Source organism: Glycomyces niveus (assembly GCF_017592475.1).
Classification (GTDB): domain Bacteria; phylum Actinomycetota; class Actinomycetes; order Mycobacteriales; family Micromonosporaceae; genus Glycomyces; species Glycomyces niveus.
In genome coordinates, this window is the sequence record NZ_JAGFNP010000005.1 from 17720 (window position 1) to 33206 (window position 15487).

Below are 15487 nucleotides of genomic sequence, written 5' to 3' on the forward strand. Positions count from 1 at the left end.
CGGCTCGTGATTCAGCTTGAGGGTGTAACCAAGCACTACCCCCGGTCGAACCGCCCTTCGGTCGAGGACGTGAACGTCTTCATCGACAAGGGAGAGTTCGTCTTCTTCATCGGTCCGACCGGTGCGGGGAAGTCCACGATGATCAAGCTCCTGCTGCGCGAAGAGGTTCCGGACAAGGGCAAGATCACCGTCGGGGACACCGACGTGACGAGGCTCCGCCGGTGGAAGGTCCCCGCCTACCGGCGCAGCATCGGCTGCGTGTTCCAGGACTTCCGGCTGCTGCCGAACCGCACGGCCGCCGAGAACGTGGCGTTCGCGCTCGAGGTCATCGGCAAGCCGCGCTCGGTCGCGCGCCGGGTCGTCCCCGAGGTGCTCGAACTCGTGGGCCTCGGCGGCAAGGAGCACCGCTACCCGCACGAGCTCTCCGGCGGCGAGCAGCAGCGCGTCGCGGTGGCCCGCGCCTTCGTCAACCGGCCGCTCCTGCTGCTGGCCGACGAGCCCACCGGTAACCTCGACCCCGACACCTCGATCGAGATCATGCGGCTGCTCGACCGGATCAGCCGCACCGGCACCACCATCCTCATGGTCACCCACGACTCCAACATCGTGAACCAGATGCGCCGTCGCGTCATCGAGATCGAGAACGGCCAGATCGTCCGCGACCAGGCTCGCGGCGTCTACGGCTAGCGGAAGGCAGATACAGAGCACATGCGCGCGAAGTACGTGATGTCCGAGGTCTTCCTCGGACTGTGGCGCAACATCTCCATGACGATCGCCATGATCATCACCATGGCCGTCTCGCTGACGATGCTCGGCGCGGGCCTCCTGCTGTACAACCAGGTCGACGTGATCGAGCGGCACTACCAGACGAACCTCGAAGTCGTCGTCTACCTGCAGCAGGACATCGACCAGGCCACGACCGACCAGATCAACGCCGAGCTCAAGGAGAGCGACCTCGTCGCCGAGGTCCAGTACGAGTCGAAGGAAGAGGCCTACGAGCGCTTCCAGGAGACCTTCGAGGACACTCCCGACCTGGTCAAGTCCGTGGACGCCGAGGCCCTGCCGCCCGCGTTCCGCGTCAAGATGAAGGACATCGCCGACGCGCCGGAGCTCCAGAAGCAGTTCGAGGGCCGCGAGGGCGTCTTCCAGGTCACCAACCAGCGTGAGATCCTCCAGCAGGTCTTCGACATCCTCGGCGGGGCACAGCGCCTCACGCTCATCATCGCGCTCGTCCAGGGCGTCGCCGCTCTCATGCTGGTGGCGAACACGATCCAGGTCGCCGCGTACTCGCGGCGCCGCGAGGTCGCGATCATGAAGCTCGTGGGCGCGCCGAACTGGTTCGTCCAGGCGCCGTTCGTGCTCGAGGCCGTCTTCGCCGGCGTCATCGGCTCGATCTTCGCCTTCGGCACGCTCATCGCCGCGAAGTTCCTGGTCATCGACGGCCAGTTCGCGGACCTGTTCAAGCTCATGCCCCCGATCACGATGCAGGCGATCCTCATCCAGCTGCCGATCCTCGTCGGCGTCTCGGCGGTCATCAGCGCGATCACGGCGTGGATCACCTTGCGCTTCAACATCAAGGTCTGACCTTATATCGATAGGGACCTATGTCCCGAATGGCCTGAACGTCTGTCGCAGATGGACTACATTCGGGCCTTATGAGGCGAATCGGCTGGCTGCTCGCGGCCCTGCTCCTGGCAGGGACCGCGAGCAGTCCCGCTTTCGGGGTCTCCCAGCGCGACCTCGACAAGGTCGAGCGCGAGAAGGCCGAGATGGCCGCGCAGCTCGAGGACGCCTCGGACGAGGTGCGCGCCGCGGGCCAGGTCCTCGCCCAGACCGAGGCCGAACTGCCCGGCGCCGAGCACGCCGTCGACGTCGCCGAAGGCCGGGTCGCGGCGGCCCAGGCCGAGGCCGCCCAGGCGCAGCGCGAGGCCGACGCCGCCCGCGAGGCCCTCGAAGCGGTCGCGGCCGAGTACGAGGCCGCGCGCGCGGCCGTCGAGGACGCCCGCGAGGCCCGCGCCGCCCTGTTCCGCGCGACCGCCCGCGGCGCCGAACTGCTCACACTTGACGCGGTGCTCGCCTCGGGCGACCCGCAGACCGCCGTCGACGGCCTGACCTACCTCGAGTTCCTCATGGAGGGGAAGAACCAGGCGGTCGAAGAGGTGACGCAGGCCCGCCGCGAGGCCGCCGACGCCGAGAACGCCGCGTCCCTCGCCGAGAGCGAGGCCGAGGCGGCCGAGGCGGCCGCCGCTGACGCGCTCGCCGCGGCCGAGGTCCGCTACAGCGAGGCCCAGTCCGCCCAGCTCGCCGTGGAGGAGCTGGTGGGCGAGCACGAGGCCGCGCTCGCGGTCGCCGAGGACGCCCGCGACGAGGCGCAGTCCGAGTACGACCAGCTCGAGGCCGAGTCCGAGCGCATCGCCGAGCAGCTGCGCCAGGCCGCGGCCCGCGAGGACGACGACGACAACGACTCCGGCGGCGGCTCGTCCTCCGGCGGTGGTGGCGGTGGCGGGGGCTTCGTGGTGCCGGTCGACGGCTGGAAGTCCTCGGACTTCGGCTGGCGGCGCCACCCGATCTACGGCACGACCCGCCTCCACGGAGGCACCGACTTCGCCGCCGGCACGGGCTCGACGATCCATGCCGCCGACTCCGGCACGGTCGTCTACGCCGGCTGGAGCTCCGGCTACGGGCAGCTGACGTGCATCAGCCACGGCGGCGGCGTCTCGACCTGCTACGCGCACCAGTCGGAGATCTGGGTGAACGACGGCGAGCGCGTCGACCGCGACGAGGGCATCGGCGCGGTCGGCAGCACCGGCGACAGCACCGGGCCGCATCTGCACTTCGAGGTGCGGGTCCACGGCGAGCGCGTCAACCCGGTGGGGTATCTGCCCGGGTGCCTCTGCCGGTAGTGATTCGCCTAGGAGCGAATTGGTTTCGACAGACAGTTGTTCGATCGTTAAGCTTGCTGCGTGTCCAAGAAGCAGCAGGAGAAGGTCAAGCACTCGGGTCCCGAGCGCTCGGTGGTGACCACCAACCGCAAGGCCCGGCACGACTACGAGATCCTGGACACTTACGAGGCCGGCATGGTCCTGTCCGGGACCGAGGTCAAGGCCCTGCGCCAGGGCCGGGGGAACATCGTCGACGCGTTCGCCGAGATCCACAACGGGGAGGCGCGCGTCCACAACTTCCACATCCCGGAGTACGACTACGGGACGTGGACCAACCACCCGCCCCGGCGCATCCGCAAGCTCCTGCTGCACCGCGGCGAGATCGCGAAGCTCGCGGGCAGGCTCGACGAGTCGGGCATTACGCTCGTCCCGCTCTCGGTGTACTTCCTCAACGGGTACGCCAAAATGGAGCTGGGGCTGGCCCGGGGCCGCAAGAACTACGACAAGCGCCAGGCCATCGCCAAGCGCGAGTCCGACCGCGAGATCGAGCGGGCCATGGGCCGCGCCGCCAAGCGCGGCGGGAAGTGAGCCGGGGAATATCGGTTCGACGCCCGCCGTTGGACTGGGTTAGAATTCCACAGCACAACTGAACAGGGTGAAACACTCACTCACCAATCTCGGGGCTGATCGGTTTCGACTCCGTATGTTGAGGTGAGGGAAGCGGGTCGAGGAAGCCAACGCTGTCTCGTAAACCAACGTTGGAAACCAATAAGTGCCAACGCAAAACGCACTGACTTCGCTCTCGCTGCCTAAGCGACCGTGAAGTTGCCGCTCCAGGGGCGCATCCGCTCTGGGTTCGCGGCATCATTTAAGGATGCTGGGCCGACGTCTTGATCGCTGGGACGTCCGGCCGAGATCTTCGGCGATTAGAGCCCGCCACACCGTCTCGTCCGCGTGATCGGTGGGGCTCGATAAAAGGCACAGCGGACTGCACCCGGAGAAGTCTCACAGATGCAGCGGAGGACCAGGGTTCGATTCCCTGCAGCTCCACGGCCATAGAGGCCCGGACGCGAAAACGTCCGGGCCTTTTTCGTGCCGTACATGCGCCCGAGTCGAGCACGACCCTGAGTGATTTGTCCGTAAGATCACAATATGCACACTCTGATGTCGGTCATGCACGTCCTGTTGGTCGTGGTGTTCGTCGGTCCGGCCATGCTGACGCCGTGGCTGGCGGAGCGGGCGCTGCGCGAGCGCGACGGCGACCGCGTGCACCGCGCGGGGCGGCGCTGCATGGCCTTCAACGCGCTCACACTCGCGGCGGCGCTGTTCGGGGTGCTGACGATGATGACGAGCGAGTGGTACTCGTTCGCGGACCCGTGGGTCATCATCGCCTCGACCCTGTACGCGGTCGGGGTCGTCAACGGCGCGGCCGTCATCCCGGGCGTGCTCGCGCGCATCGGCAAGGAGCTCCAGGACGGGCACGGCACCATGGACGGCGAACTGCTGGAGCAGCACCGCGGGCGCCTGCTCGCGCTCTCGGGGCTCAACCTCGTCTTCTACGCCGTGGTCGTGATCCTCATGGCCTGGCGGCCGGGAGGCTGATCCACGGCTCCTCGCGGCCTGGGCCGAGTCCGGGGGACTAGTTCAGGACGGGGTCGGCGGGGAACTGCGCGACCGCCGAGAGCATGCCGCCCTGGCGCTTCCACACCATGCCCCACAGCTCCTCGGGGTTGGCCGAGAACGGGTCCGCGGGGAGGGCGTCGAAGACCATCCAGGCGCCGGCGTCGATCTCGGCCTCGAGCTGCCCCGGCGCCCAGCCGGCGTAGCCGGTGAAGACCCGCATCCCCTCCAGGAGCGGCGCGACCTCGTCGGGGTCGCGGGCCAGGTCGAGCGTGCCCAGGCGTCCTAGGACGGGCCGGAACGCGTCGTTGAAGGGCGCGTCGGCCTTCCGCCAGCCCAGTCCGATCGCCGCGTCAGGCTGCACCGGGCCGCCCTCGAAGAGGACCGCGGGGTGCCCCGCCAGGTCCGCCCACTGGTCGAGGTAGTGGACGACCTTCCGCTCGGTGGCCCGGTTGAGGACCACGCCCAGCACCCCGTCCGACTCGTGCCCGACGCCGATGACGACCGTGCGGTCGAAGTTGGGGTCCTGCAGCGTGGGCGTGGCGACGAGGAGACTGCCGACGAACGACTTGGTGCGCGCCGGTGTTGTTTCGCGACTGACCATGGGTCCACCTCCGTTCTGCGCCCGCCTCCGCGAATCCGTCCCCGGCTCGGGTTCGGCCCGGTTCTCCCGGCACGGTAACCCGCGGGGGCGCGCTTGCAGCAAGGTTCCCGCACTTTCCGAGGAAATACACCGTGGTGTCGGGAGCCCGACAGTTGTTTCCTCACTGAGGGTGCACGGGGCCCGACGATGCGGTGCGGGAGCGCCTACGAAAGTGGCCACAGTGGTCTGGCGTGCGAAGAACGGCCCCAGGGGTTCCCTGGGGCCGTTGTGAAGCAGTGGTGCCGGAGTCGTCAGCGGAGCCCGGCGAAGAGGTCGTCCTCGGGCAGGCGCGAATCGATGCGCGTCTCGACGAGTTCGTAATCCTCGGTGGGCCAGGCCTTCTGCTGGATCTCGCGCGGCACGGCGAACCAGAACCCGTCAGGGTCGACCTGGGTCGCGTGGGCCTTCAGCGCCTCGTCGCGGATGTCGAAGTACTCGGCGCACTCGACGCGGGTCGTCACGCGCTCGCTCTTGTCGCGGGTCCAGTCGCCCGCGTCCATCCACTCCTTGTAAGGGGAGTCGAGCCCGGCCTCGACCATCGCGTAGTGCAGGGCCTCGATGCGCGCCTTGCCGAACGAGTGGCTGTAGTAGAGCTTCAGCGGCTGCCACGGCTCGCCCAGCCCCGGGTACCGCTCGGGGTCGCCCGCGGCGGCGAACGCCGCGACCGAGATCTCGTGGGTCTTCACGTGGTCGGGGTGCGGGTAGCCGCCCTCCTCGTCGTACGTGGTGACCACGTGCGGCTTGAACGAGCGCATGACCTCGACGAGCGGCGCGGCGGCCTCCTCGGTGGGCACGAGGTAGAAGGCGTCCTCCGGCAGCTCGGTCCCGGAGTCGGGGAGCCACCCGTCCGGGAGTCCGGAGTCGATGAAGCCCAGCCAGTGCTGCTCGACGCCCAGGATCTCGCGGGCGCGGGCCATCTCCTCGTTGCGGATGCGCGGCAGGTTCTCCTGCACCTCCGGCCGGTCCATCTTCGGGTTGAGCACATCGCCGCGCTCGCCGCCCGTGCAGGTCACGACGAGCACTTCGATGCCCTCGCGCACGTAGCGGGCCATCATGCCGGCGCCCTTGCTCGACTCGTCGTCGGGGTGGGCGTGCACGCACATCAGGCGCAGCTTGCTCTGGTTCGTCACGTCGGTCAACCTCACAGGCGGGTGCTTCTGGTGGTAAGGCTCGGCGCACTGGAACCGACTCGCGCACTGCGGTAGTTGTCGGCTCTGGCATTCTGTGCAACGATACTCGATAATCATTACTTCCCGGTTCTGCCAAGAACCGCGGCTCGCAGCGTGAAACCGCTGTTCGCGAAGGAAAGCGACGCAATGACTGAGATGCAGACCACGGATGGGCGCGCGCCGGTGACGGCCGACGTGACCTTTCCCGACGGTCGCTACGGTCGCCGCCGCGAACCGCAGCGCCGCCGCCCGGCGGTGACCGCGGCCCTCACGATCGGAGTCGTCCTGGCAGGGCTCGTCGCCGCCTGGCGCCTCACCGAACTGTACGGCCAGACCGAGGTCTCCGAGCGCCTGCGCGGCTTCGACGACTCCGTCCCGGGCCAGGTCACCGTCGAGTTCGAGGTCTACAAGCCGGCCGGAGCAGGCGCCGTCTGCGCCGTCAGGTCCCGCGACCTCGCGGGCGCCGAGATCGGGTACGCCGAGGTCGAGATCCCGGCGGACGATGCCACCCGTGTGGTGATGTCGTACCCCCTCGCAGTCGAGGGCGTGCCCAACACCGGCGAGGTCCTGAGGTGTTGGCAGACGGACTGAATCTCTTGACTTTCGGCCCGTCGCACCGCGTTTCGGTCGGCGGGCCTTTCGCTATCCGGGGTCGTAACCCGGGACGCGGGGACGATCACGAAAGACCGCACCCCGCAGTACGGATCGCACTATTCGGAGGATATGGATCACATGGCTACCGACGCTAACCAGGGCACTTGGCTCACTCAAGAGGCCTACGACCGCCTCAAAAGCGAACTGGACGAGCTCATCGCGAACCGTCCCGCCATGGCCGCCGAGATCAACGCGCGCCGTGAAGAAGGCGACCTCAAGGAGAACGGCGGCTACCACGCCGCCCGCGACGAGCAGGGCAAGCAGGAGGGTCGCATCCGCCAGCTCGAGGACCTGCTGCGCAACGCGAAGGTCGGCGAGGCGAAGGACAGCGACGAGATCCAGATCGGGACCGTCGTGACCATCGCCTTCGACGGCGACCCCGACGACACCGAGAAGTTCCTCCTCGGCTCCCGCGAGATCGCCGCCACCACCGACCTCACCGTCTACAGCCCCGACTCCGCGCTGGGCGCCGCCATCCTCGGTCACAAGGTCGGCGACACCGTCGCCTACAAGACCCCTCGGGACACCGAGATCTCGGTGAAGATCATCGACGCCGAGAAGTTCTTGGGCTAACGTACGGCTCGCAAGCTTTGCCGAGGCCGGCTGATGCACGGATAAGTGCGCAGACGACGACGCCGCGGGCACCTGCACAGGTGCCCGCGGCGTTCTCGTCTGCTACGCGCGAGCCGACCATCCGACGTCGATTCGCTTGCCGTACTTGTCGAAGTAGTGCAGCGCGTCCATGTGCACCGCGACCGTGATCGGCTGCCCCGCCGAGACCGGGATGTGCGGAGGGAGCCGGAACACCAGGTCCGCGGGCTTGCGGATCGGGCCCGTGTCCGCCTCGCGGTGCTCGACCTGTGACTGCCCGAACCCGGAGAACAGGCCGCCGAGGCGGCGTCGCGGCTTCGAGCCGCTGCGCGCCAGGTCCGGCTTGTCGCCGATCCCGTCGGGCACCACCGCGGTCGCGCCGATGTCGAGGAACACCAGCGTCTCGTGGCCGTGGTGCTCGTAGAAGCGCACCCGGCCCTGGATGGACTGGCCCGGGTGGCCCTCCGCGACCGGCGCCAGCGCCTCGGCCCGCATCCCGACCACGATCGTCTCCCCGTGGTAGCGGGCCACGGCCCGCCCGCGCAGGTCGTGCCACGGCAGCCGCAGCTCCTGCTCGCCGAAGTCAAGGGCCACATAGCGGTCGAGGTAGACGTTGACGCGCGCCTCGAGGAGGTTCATGCGCGGCGTGCCCAGGAACGCGGCCACGTACATCGTCGCCGGGCGCTCGTACACCTCGTCCGGGGTGCCCACGTCCTGCAGGACGCCCTTGCGCATCACCGCGACCCGGTCGGCCATCGTCAGGGCCTCGGTCTGGTCGTGCGTGACGTACAGCGTCGTCGCGTCGTGCCGGCGCACCAGCGAGGAGATCTCGGTGCGCAGCTCCGCGCGCAGGCCCACGTCGAGGTTGGACAGCGGCTCGTCCATGAGGAACAGCTTGGGGCGGCGCACCAGCGCGCGGCCCATGGCGACGCGCTGCTGCTGGCCGCCTGAGAGCTGGTTGGGCTTGCGGTCCTTCAGGTCCGAGATGCCGAGGGCGCTGGCCATGTCGCCGACGGCGTCGGGCACGGACTGGGCGCCGTTCTGCTTGCCGAGCTTGAGGGGAAAGCCGATGTTGTCGGCGACGGACATGTGCGGGTAGAGCGCGAAGGTCTGGAAGATCATGGCGGCGTTGCGGTCCCGCGGGGGCAGGTCGTTCGCGTATTCGCCGTCGAGCAGGATCTCGCCGTCGGACGGCGTCTCGAGGCCGGCCACCATTCGGAGCACAGTGGACTTGCCGCAACCGGACGGACCGAGGAGGACGAGGAATTCGCCGTGGTTGACTTCCATACTCAGCGAGTCCACGGCCAGGGTTTCGCCGGGGAACACCTTCGAGACGTTCTTCAGCGTGACAGCAGTCACCGTTGACTCCAGGGGTTCTAAGGGGATGGATTGAGCGGTGTTCGAGGCGGGCAATGCGGGCGTCCGGGCGGCCGCACATGGCTCGCGGGCTTCTTCCTGGTTAAGGATTGACCCTTCGTAGCTTAAGCCTTCCTTATTCGATGGGTAACGGCGGTCACCCGTTTCCGCGAGACGCGAACGCGCGTTCACACTTGGTGCCACCTGCGGTTTCAGTGGGTCGCACGGGACGCCCACGCGGGCTCAAGGTCGGCATATCGGTCTACAGTAACCGCTTTCCGGCACGGTTGTACGACTCGGTGCGGCCCGTCGCGGCCCCACCCCGGCGGCGTCCCGGGACCGCCCCCGGGCGGGCACTACGATCGAGGCGTGACGGAACTCGTGACACTCACCGACGTCCGCGCCGCGGCGGCAGACCTCGCCGGGATCGTGCGACGCACCCCCCTCGAACCCTCCCGCGACCCCGTCCTCGACGGCGTCCACCTCAAATGCGAGAACCTGCAGCGCGCCGGGTCCTTCAAGATCCGCGGCGCCTACATGCGCGTCTCCCACCTCAGCGCGGCCGAACGCGCCCTCGGCGTCGTCGCCGCCTCCGCGGGCAACCACGCCCAGGGCGTCGCCCTCGCCGCCTCCACGCTCGGCATCCGCTGCACCGTGTTCATGCCCGAGTCCGCGCCGCTCCCGAAAGTGGCCGCCACCAAGGGATACGGCGCCCACGTCATCCTCGGCGGCCACACCGTCGACGACGCCCTCGAATCGGCCCACCGCTTCGCCGCCGAGACCGGCGCGACCCTCATCCACCCCTTCGACCACCGCGACATCGTCGCCGGGCAGGGCACCATCGCCCTCGAGATCCTCGAGCAGATGCCCGAGACCGGCACCATCGTCACCGCCGTCGGCGGCGGCGGGCTCATCGCCGGCATCGCCGCGGCCGCCAAGCAGCTCAAGCCCGGCATCCGCATCATCGGCGTCCAGGCCGAAGGCGCCGCCGCCTACCCGCACTCGCTCGCCGCCGGGCGGCCCGTGCGCCTCGACAAGATGAACACCATCGCCGACGGCATCAAGGTCGGCCGCCCCGGCGACGTCCCCTTCGCCCATGTCGCGCGGCTCGTCGACGAGATCGTCACCGTCACCGAAGAGGACATCAGCCGCGCGCTCCTCTCCCTCCTGGAGCGCAACAAGCTCGTCGTCGAACCCGCCGGCGCCACCGCCTACGCGGCGCTCCTCAACTACTCCGTCGAGTACGACGCCCCCACCGTCGCCGTCCTCTCCGGCGGCAACATCGACCCGCTGCTGCTCATGCGGCTCATCGAACACGGCCTCGGCGCCTCCGGCCGCTTCATGCGCGCCAACCTCCGCTGCGCCGACCGCCCCGGCGCCCTCGCCTCGATCCTCCAGCTCGTCGGCGCCTACGGCGGCAACATCGTCGACGTCTACCACCAGCGCAGCGACCCGCGCCTTTCCGTGGGCGAAGTCGCCGTGGACCTCTCGATCGAGACCCGTGGATCCGAACACGCGACCGAAATCGTTGCGGCCCTGCGCGACGCGGGGTATTTCGTGTCGGTGGAGGGTCCTAGCATCTGACTCATGCAGAAAACTCTTGAAGAACTGATGGAGCCCGGCTGGGCCAAGGCCCTCGCCCCCGTCGCCGACGACGTCGCCAAGATGGGCGAGTTCCTCCGCGCCGAAGTCGCCGCCGGACGCAAGTACCTGCCCGCCTCCGAGCACATCCTCCGCGCCTTCCAGCAGCCCTTCGACGACGTCAAGGTCATCATCGTCGGCCAGGACCCCTACCCGACCCCCGGCCACGCCATCGGCCTCTCCTTCGCCGTAGCCCCCGACGTGCGCCCCCTCCCCAAGAGCCTGGTCAACATCTTCAACGAGTACCGCGACGACCTCGGCTACCCGCTCCCCGCCAACGGCGACCTCACCCCGTGGGCCGAGCAGGGCGTCCTGCTGCTCAACCGCTCCCTGAGCGTCGCCCCCGGCACGCCCGCCTCGCACAAGGGCAAGGGCTGGGAAGCGGTCACCGAGCAGGCCGTGCGCGCGCTCAGCGAACGCGGCGGCGCGGCGGTCGCCATCCTCTGGGGCAACAACGCCCGCGAACTCAAGGGCCTCCTCGGCTCGATCCCCTCGATCGAATCGGCCCACCCGTCCCCGCTGAGCGCCCGCCGCGGCTTCTTCGGCTCCAAGCCGTTCAGCCGCGCCAACGAGCTCCTCAAGGCGCAGGGCGGTGAGCCGGTCGACTGGCGGCTTCCGGCGCTGCAGGAGGCCTAGGGCCGCGGGATACGGTTGAACCGTGATCGAGATCCTGGCGCAGCAAGAGTTCGGGCCGGAGCGCGACCAGGCGATGGCCGGGCCGCTCGGGCTGTTCGTGACGGTCTTCCTCGTCGTCGTGACGATCCTCCTCATCCGGGGGATGAACAAGCACGTCCGGCGGTTGAACGAGCGGGTGGCGCGCGAAGCGGCCGAGGCGGAGGCCGCCGCGGCGACCGACGCCGGGCGAGACGACCCCGCCCGCGCTTAAGGCCCGACCATGCCGCGCAAGAACCGCCGCCAGAGCGAACCCCGGCGGCCGACCTCCGGTGCCCAGGATCCGAGCCTCATCGACGGCCCGGACGGACCAGTCCGGGTCCGCCGCATCCCCGGCTCCAACGCCGAGAAGGTCTACCGCTGCCCCGGCTGCGACCTCGAGATCCAGCCGGGCACCCCGCACGTCGTCGCCTGGGCCGACGACGGCGACGGCGACGACCGCCGCCACTGGCACACCGGCTGCTGGAACGCCAGGAGCCGCCGCCAGCCCGGCCGCTGGCGCTGACGAACGAACGCATCGCGGGGCGGGGCCGAACGGCCCCGCCCCGCGATGCACCCTGACACGTTCGGGTGACAAGCGGGCCGCAGGACCCCGTTCTCGTCGTACCCGCGCGGGACGCTGGCCACTACAGTCCCCAGGGTGGGTGAGGGCTGGGGACGGCAGTCCGCGCTTAAGGTGCGCCACACGTCCTATCGCCTTCCGCCGATTCCGGGGATAATTCCGGCGTGGCTGTCATCAGATCCGCGAGCATGCTTCCCGCACGACGCGAAGCGCTCACCCTCGAAACCGCCGACGGACTCCAGCTCGTCGGCGAACTCGCCCTGCCCGCCGACCGCGAACCGGAGGCGACGATCATCTGCGTCCACCCGCTGCCCACCCACGGCGGCATGATGGACTCGCACATCTTCCGCAAGGCCGCCTGGCGGCTCCCCGCGCTCGCGAACATGGCGGTGCTGCGGTTCAACACCCGCGGCACCGAGTCCCAGCAGGGCACGAGCCAGGGCGCGTTCGACAACGGCGTGGGCGAGCGCTACGACCTCGCCGCCGCGGTCGAGTACGCGGAGTTCGCGGAGCTGCCGCGCGTGTGGCTGGTCGGCTGGTCCTTCGGCACCGACCTGACCCTCAAGTACGGCCTCGAGCCGGGGGTCGAAGGGGCCGTGCTCCTCTCGCCGCCCCTGCGATACTCCAAAGAGGACGACCTGGCGCGCTGGTCAGAGGACGGCCGCCCGCTCCTCGCGCTCATCCCCGAGCAGGACGACTACCTCCAGTACCCCGAGGCCGAGCAGCGCTTCGCGGCCGTGCCCCAGGCCGAGGTCGTCGAGATCGCGAACGGCAGCCACCTGTGGGTCGGCAAGGCCGAAGAGGCCCTGGACCGCATCGTGGCCCGCATCCTCCCCGATCACGCCCCGCTGCCGACCACTTGGGACGGTCCCATGGAACGCGGCGACACTTCCGCCTACGCCAACAAGACCGTGGCGGCCTTCGGAGGGTTCCTGCCGAAGCCCGAACGGGACTAAGCGCACTCGAGGAAGTCGGCGATCGCGGCCGGGAGGGCCGCGTCGGCGCAGTCGGTGACCGCGACCAGGTTCTCGCCTTCGATGCGCCACACCTTGCGCTCGGTGGGGCCGTCGCCGTCCCCTCCGGAACCGCCCGGGTAGTCCACGGTGGCGGCCACGTAGTCGCCCTCCCCGGCGCACCAGCTGTCGACGATCCGGCCGTCCTCCAGCTGCTCGTCGATTCGGCCGCCCAGCACGTTCGGGTCGGAGCAGACCGTCCCGGTGCTCTCGGGGTTCGTGGCCGCGTACGTCGCGAGCGCGGCGCCGCCCAGGAGCGCTCCGGTGAGCGCGACCCCGGCGGTGGCCGTGGCGATGGAGCGCAGGCGCGGGCGCAGGCCCACGCGTTCGCGGCCGGGCCGGTACGGGGCGAGCTCGGTCGAGACCGCGACGGTGACGGGCCGCAGGCCGCGCCGGGGGAGGAGCCCGTTCGCGACGGTGTCAGGGCGCGCGCCGTGGGCGCGCGGGCCGGTCAGTGAAAGCCTGGTGAGCTGCTCGCGGAACGCGTCCGCGGTGGGGCGGCGGCGGGGGTCGGGGCTGAGGGCCGCGCCGATGAGGTCGGTGAGCTCGGCGTCCACGCCGGGGATGTGCGGCACGGGGGCGGCGCGCAGCAGCGGGTCGGCGGCCTCCTCGCGGGCGTGCCTGACCCAGGGGAGGCGGCCGCCCAGCGCGGCGTAGAGGGCCGTGGCGAGGGCGTACACGTCGCCGGAGGGGCTGGCCGCGACCTCGCCCGCGACGGCGGCGTCGAGGTGCTCGGGGGCGGTGTACGGGGTCGGGGGGAGCGGCGCGGCCAGGACGGGGGCGGTGACGTCGTAGGCGGTGAGCTGCAGGTGGTGGCCGGTCCCGACGAGGATGTGGGAGGGCTGGATCGCGCCGTGGATGAGGCCGGCGCGGTGGTAGACGGCGACGGCGTCGCTCAAGGCCACGCCGAGGGCGCGCACCTGCCCGGGCGGCATGGGCCCCTGGTCGGCGAGCAGGTCGGCGAGGCTGCGGCGGGCGGTGCCCACCGCGAGGTAGGGGCGGCCGTTCTCGGTGAGCCCGACGGCGGTGCAGGGGGACAGATGGGGGTGGGTGGGGAGGCCGGTGAGTTTCGCGGCCCATTCGAGGAACACCTCGCGCCGGGAGCCGTCGACGCGCTCATGGGCGACGGTGACGCACAGCAGATCGGTCGGGCCCGTCTCGACGGTGCCGCTGAAGACGCTGCACACCGTGTCCCGGTGCAGTAAACGGTGCACGGCGGCGGGACCGATGGTCTGGGTGGTCGACATCCTCACCTCCTCCGGGGGGTCAGCTGTTCGGTGTCGTGATTTGGCACTAAATGTGAGGCTATCCCATCCGATCGGTCGAGTGGTAGTCGGCTGTAGGTATGTGGCACGATCGGGTGAGGAATTGAATACGGACCGTCATAATCGTTGGGGTATCGAGCGTTCGATGTGCACGGAGGGAACCGAGTGTCGGAATTCGGCGCAGTTGGAAAGCAACGATTCGGACACGAGACGCATCCGCTGTTGACGGTTGTGGAAAAACGTTGAACTATCGATTCCGTCTTGACCCCAGGGCGACGTAGGTCATGCACCGAAACCGCCCGGTACGAAGGAGTACTAATGAACGTCAACCGACGTCACCTGATGACCGGCACCATCGGCGCGGCAGCAGTCGCCATGGTCGCCTCCGCTTGCGCCTCTGAAGACGGCGGCGGGGACGGCTCGGGCGGTAAGAAGGTCGGCATCTCGATGCCCACCAAGACCTCCGAGCGCTGGATTCTGGACGGCGACAACCTCAAGGCCTCGTTCGAGGACGAGGGCTACGAGGTCACGCTGCAGTACGCGAACGATGTGGCCGCCGACCAGGTGAGCCAGATCGAGACCATGGTCGGCCAGAACGTCAACGTCCTGGTGATCGCGGCGATCGACAACAAGTCGCTCAGCGGCGTCCTCGCCCAGGCGAAGGGCCAGGACATCACGGTCATCGCCTACGACCGCCTGATCCTCGACACGCCGGACGTCGACTACTACGCGTCCTTCGACAACACCAAGGTCGGTACCCTCCAGGGCACCTACATCGTCGAGGCGCTCGACCTGGCCAACGCGCCCGGCCCGTTCAACATCGAGCTCTTCGCCGGCGCGTTGACCGATAACAACACCAAGTACTTCTTCAACGGCGCCTGGGAGGTGCTGGAGCCCTACGTCACTGAGGGCAAGCTCGTGGTGAAGTCCGGCCAGACCGCGCTCGAGCAGATCGCGACCGAGAACTGGGACGGCGCCGTCGCGCAGGAGCGCATGGACAACATCCTGTCCAACTTCTACAACGACGGCTCGATCGTGGACGCGGTCCTCGCGCCCTACGACGGCATCAGCCGCGGCATCATCGCCTCGCTCCAGGGCAGCGGCTACACCACGATGCCCGTGATCACCGGCCAGGACGCCGAGGTCGAGTCTGTGAAGTACATCATCGACGGCCTGCAGTCGATGACCGTGTACAAGGACACCCGCGCGCTCGCCGCGACCACGGTCGACATGGTCGTCGCGGTCCTCGACGGCGGCAAGCCCGAGGTCAACGACGAGGAGACCTACGACAACGGGGTGAAGGTCGTCCCGGCCTACCTGCTCGAGCCGGTCAGCGTGGACGTCAACAACTACCAGGAAGTCGTCGTCGACTCCGGGTACATCGACGCCTCCGAGCTGGCCTAGCCCGCGAGATCCAGA

17 protein-coding genes and 1 other RNA gene are annotated in these 15487 nt (G+C 69.2%); 14 read left to right on the forward strand and 4 right to left on the reverse strand.

Annotated features, from left to right (window positions below):
* The first annotated feature begins 6 nt into the window (after positions 1-6).
* The 6 genes from ftsE (at position 7) to J5V16_RS10655 (ending at position 4484) form a co-directional block, all read left to right on the forward strand.
* Positions 7-687, forward strand: a complete 681-nt coding sequence (gene ftsE, locus J5V16_RS10630; protein WP_205326604.1) for a cell division ATP-binding protein FtsE — start codon at positions 7-9, stop codon at positions 685-687.
* A gap of 21 nt (positions 688-708) precedes the next feature.
* The gene (gene ftsX / locus J5V16_RS10635) at positions 709-1584 is read left to right on the forward strand and encodes a permease-like cell division protein FtsX (RefSeq protein ID WP_208496204.1); all 876 of its coding nucleotides are present in this window, start codon (positions 709-711) and stop codon (positions 1582-1584) included.
* A 71-nt stretch (positions 1585-1655) separates the two neighbouring features.
* A complete protein-coding gene (locus J5V16_RS10640) occupies positions 1656-2903 on the forward strand; it encodes a M23 family metallopeptidase (protein ID WP_208496205.1) in 1248 nt (415 codons plus the stop codon).
* A 60-nt stretch (positions 2904-2963) separates the two neighbouring features.
* Complete coding sequence (gene smpB, locus J5V16_RS10645; RefSeq protein ID WP_208496206.1) at positions 2964-3470, forward strand: SsrA-binding protein SmpB; 507 nt, start codon at positions 2964-2966, stop codon at positions 3468-3470.
* Between the two features lie 91 nt (positions 3471-3561).
* Positions 3562-3935: a transfer-messenger RNA gene (gene ssrA / locus J5V16_RS10650) on the forward strand.
* Between the two features lie 99 nt (positions 3936-4034).
* Entirely contained in the window at positions 4035-4484 is a 450-nt protein-coding gene (locus J5V16_RS10655) for a DUF2269 family protein (protein ID WP_208496207.1), read from the forward strand.
* A gap of 37 nt (positions 4485-4521) precedes the next feature.
* Here J5V16_RS10655 and J5V16_RS10660 read toward each other — a convergent pair whose 3' ends face one another.
* Together J5V16_RS10660 and mca are read right to left on the reverse strand one after the other, a co-directional pair.
* The gene (locus J5V16_RS10660; RefSeq protein WP_208496208.1) at positions 4522-5106 is read right to left on the reverse strand and encodes a YqgE/AlgH family protein; all 585 of its coding nucleotides are present in this window, start codon (positions 5104-5106) and stop codon (positions 4522-4524) included.
* A gap of 290 nt (positions 5107-5396) precedes the next feature.
* Positions 5397-6248, reverse strand: a complete 852-nt coding sequence (gene mca / locus J5V16_RS10665) for a mycothiol conjugate amidase Mca (protein WP_243901079.1) — start codon at positions 6246-6248, stop codon at positions 5397-5399.
* 213 nt (positions 6249-6461) lie between these two features.
* On the opposite strand from mca, the gene J5V16_RS10670 reads away from it, so the two are divergent.
* Complete coding sequence (locus tag J5V16_RS10670; RefSeq protein WP_208496210.1) at positions 6462-6905, forward strand: DUF4307 domain-containing protein; 444 nt, start codon at positions 6462-6464, stop codon at positions 6903-6905.
* Positions 6906-7046: 141 nt separating this feature from the next.
* Positions 7047-7541 (forward strand): transcription elongation factor GreA, encoded by a 495-nt coding sequence (gene greA / locus J5V16_RS10675; protein WP_208496211.1) that lies wholly within the window; start codon positions 7047-7049, stop codon positions 7539-7541.
* Between the two features lie 102 nt (positions 7542-7643).
* On the opposite strand, the gene J5V16_RS10680 is transcribed toward greA, so the two are convergent.
* On the reverse strand, positions 7644-8918 hold the full coding sequence (locus J5V16_RS10680) for an ABC transporter ATP-binding protein (RefSeq protein WP_208496212.1): 1275 nt from the start codon (positions 8916-8918) through the stop codon (positions 7644-7646).
* Positions 8919-9284: 366 nt separating this feature from the next.
* On the opposite strand from J5V16_RS10680, the gene ilvA reads away from it, so the two are divergent.
* The 5 genes from ilvA (at position 9285) to J5V16_RS10705 (ending at position 12746) form a co-directional block, all read left to right on the forward strand.
* Positions 9285-10499 carry a threonine ammonia-lyase gene (gene ilvA, locus J5V16_RS10685; protein WP_208496213.1) on the forward strand — a complete coding sequence of 405 codons (1215 nt, stop codon included), beginning with the start codon at positions 9285-9287 and terminating at the stop codon, positions 10497-10499.
* Positions 10500-10502: 3 nt separating this feature from the next.
* Entirely contained in the window at positions 10503-11192 is a 690-nt protein-coding gene (locus J5V16_RS10690; RefSeq protein ID WP_208496214.1) for a uracil-DNA glycosylase, read from the forward strand.
* Positions 11193-11214: 22 nt separating this feature from the next.
* The gene (locus J5V16_RS10695; protein ID WP_208496215.1) at positions 11215-11442 is read left to right on the forward strand and encodes a hypothetical protein; all 228 of its coding nucleotides are present in this window, start codon (positions 11215-11217) and stop codon (positions 11440-11442) included.
* Between the two features lie 9 nt (positions 11443-11451).
* A complete protein-coding gene (locus J5V16_RS10700; protein WP_208496216.1) occupies positions 11452-11733 on the forward strand; it encodes a hypothetical protein in 282 nt (93 codons plus the stop codon).
* Between the two features lie 245 nt (positions 11734-11978).
* Positions 11979-12746, forward strand: a complete 768-nt coding sequence (locus J5V16_RS10705; protein ID WP_243901082.1) for an alpha/beta hydrolase — start codon at positions 11979-11981, stop codon at positions 12744-12746.
* Here J5V16_RS10705 and J5V16_RS10710 read toward each other — a convergent pair.
* Positions 12743-14050, reverse strand: coding sequence for a protein kinase domain-containing protein (locus J5V16_RS10710; protein ID WP_208496218.1), 1308 nt, complete (start codon positions 14048-14050; stop codon positions 12743-12745). The two genes, J5V16_RS10705 and J5V16_RS10710, sit on opposite strands and share 4 nt — an antisense overlap.
* Before the next feature lie 336 nt (positions 14051-14386).
* On the opposite strand from J5V16_RS10710, the gene chvE reads away from it, so the two are divergent.
* The gene (gene chvE / locus J5V16_RS10715; RefSeq protein ID WP_208496219.1) at positions 14387-15472 is read left to right on the forward strand and encodes a multiple monosaccharide ABC transporter substrate-binding protein; all 1086 of its coding nucleotides are present in this window, start codon (positions 14387-14389) and stop codon (positions 15470-15472) included.
* The last annotated feature ends 15 nt before the right edge of the window (positions 15473-15487 follow it).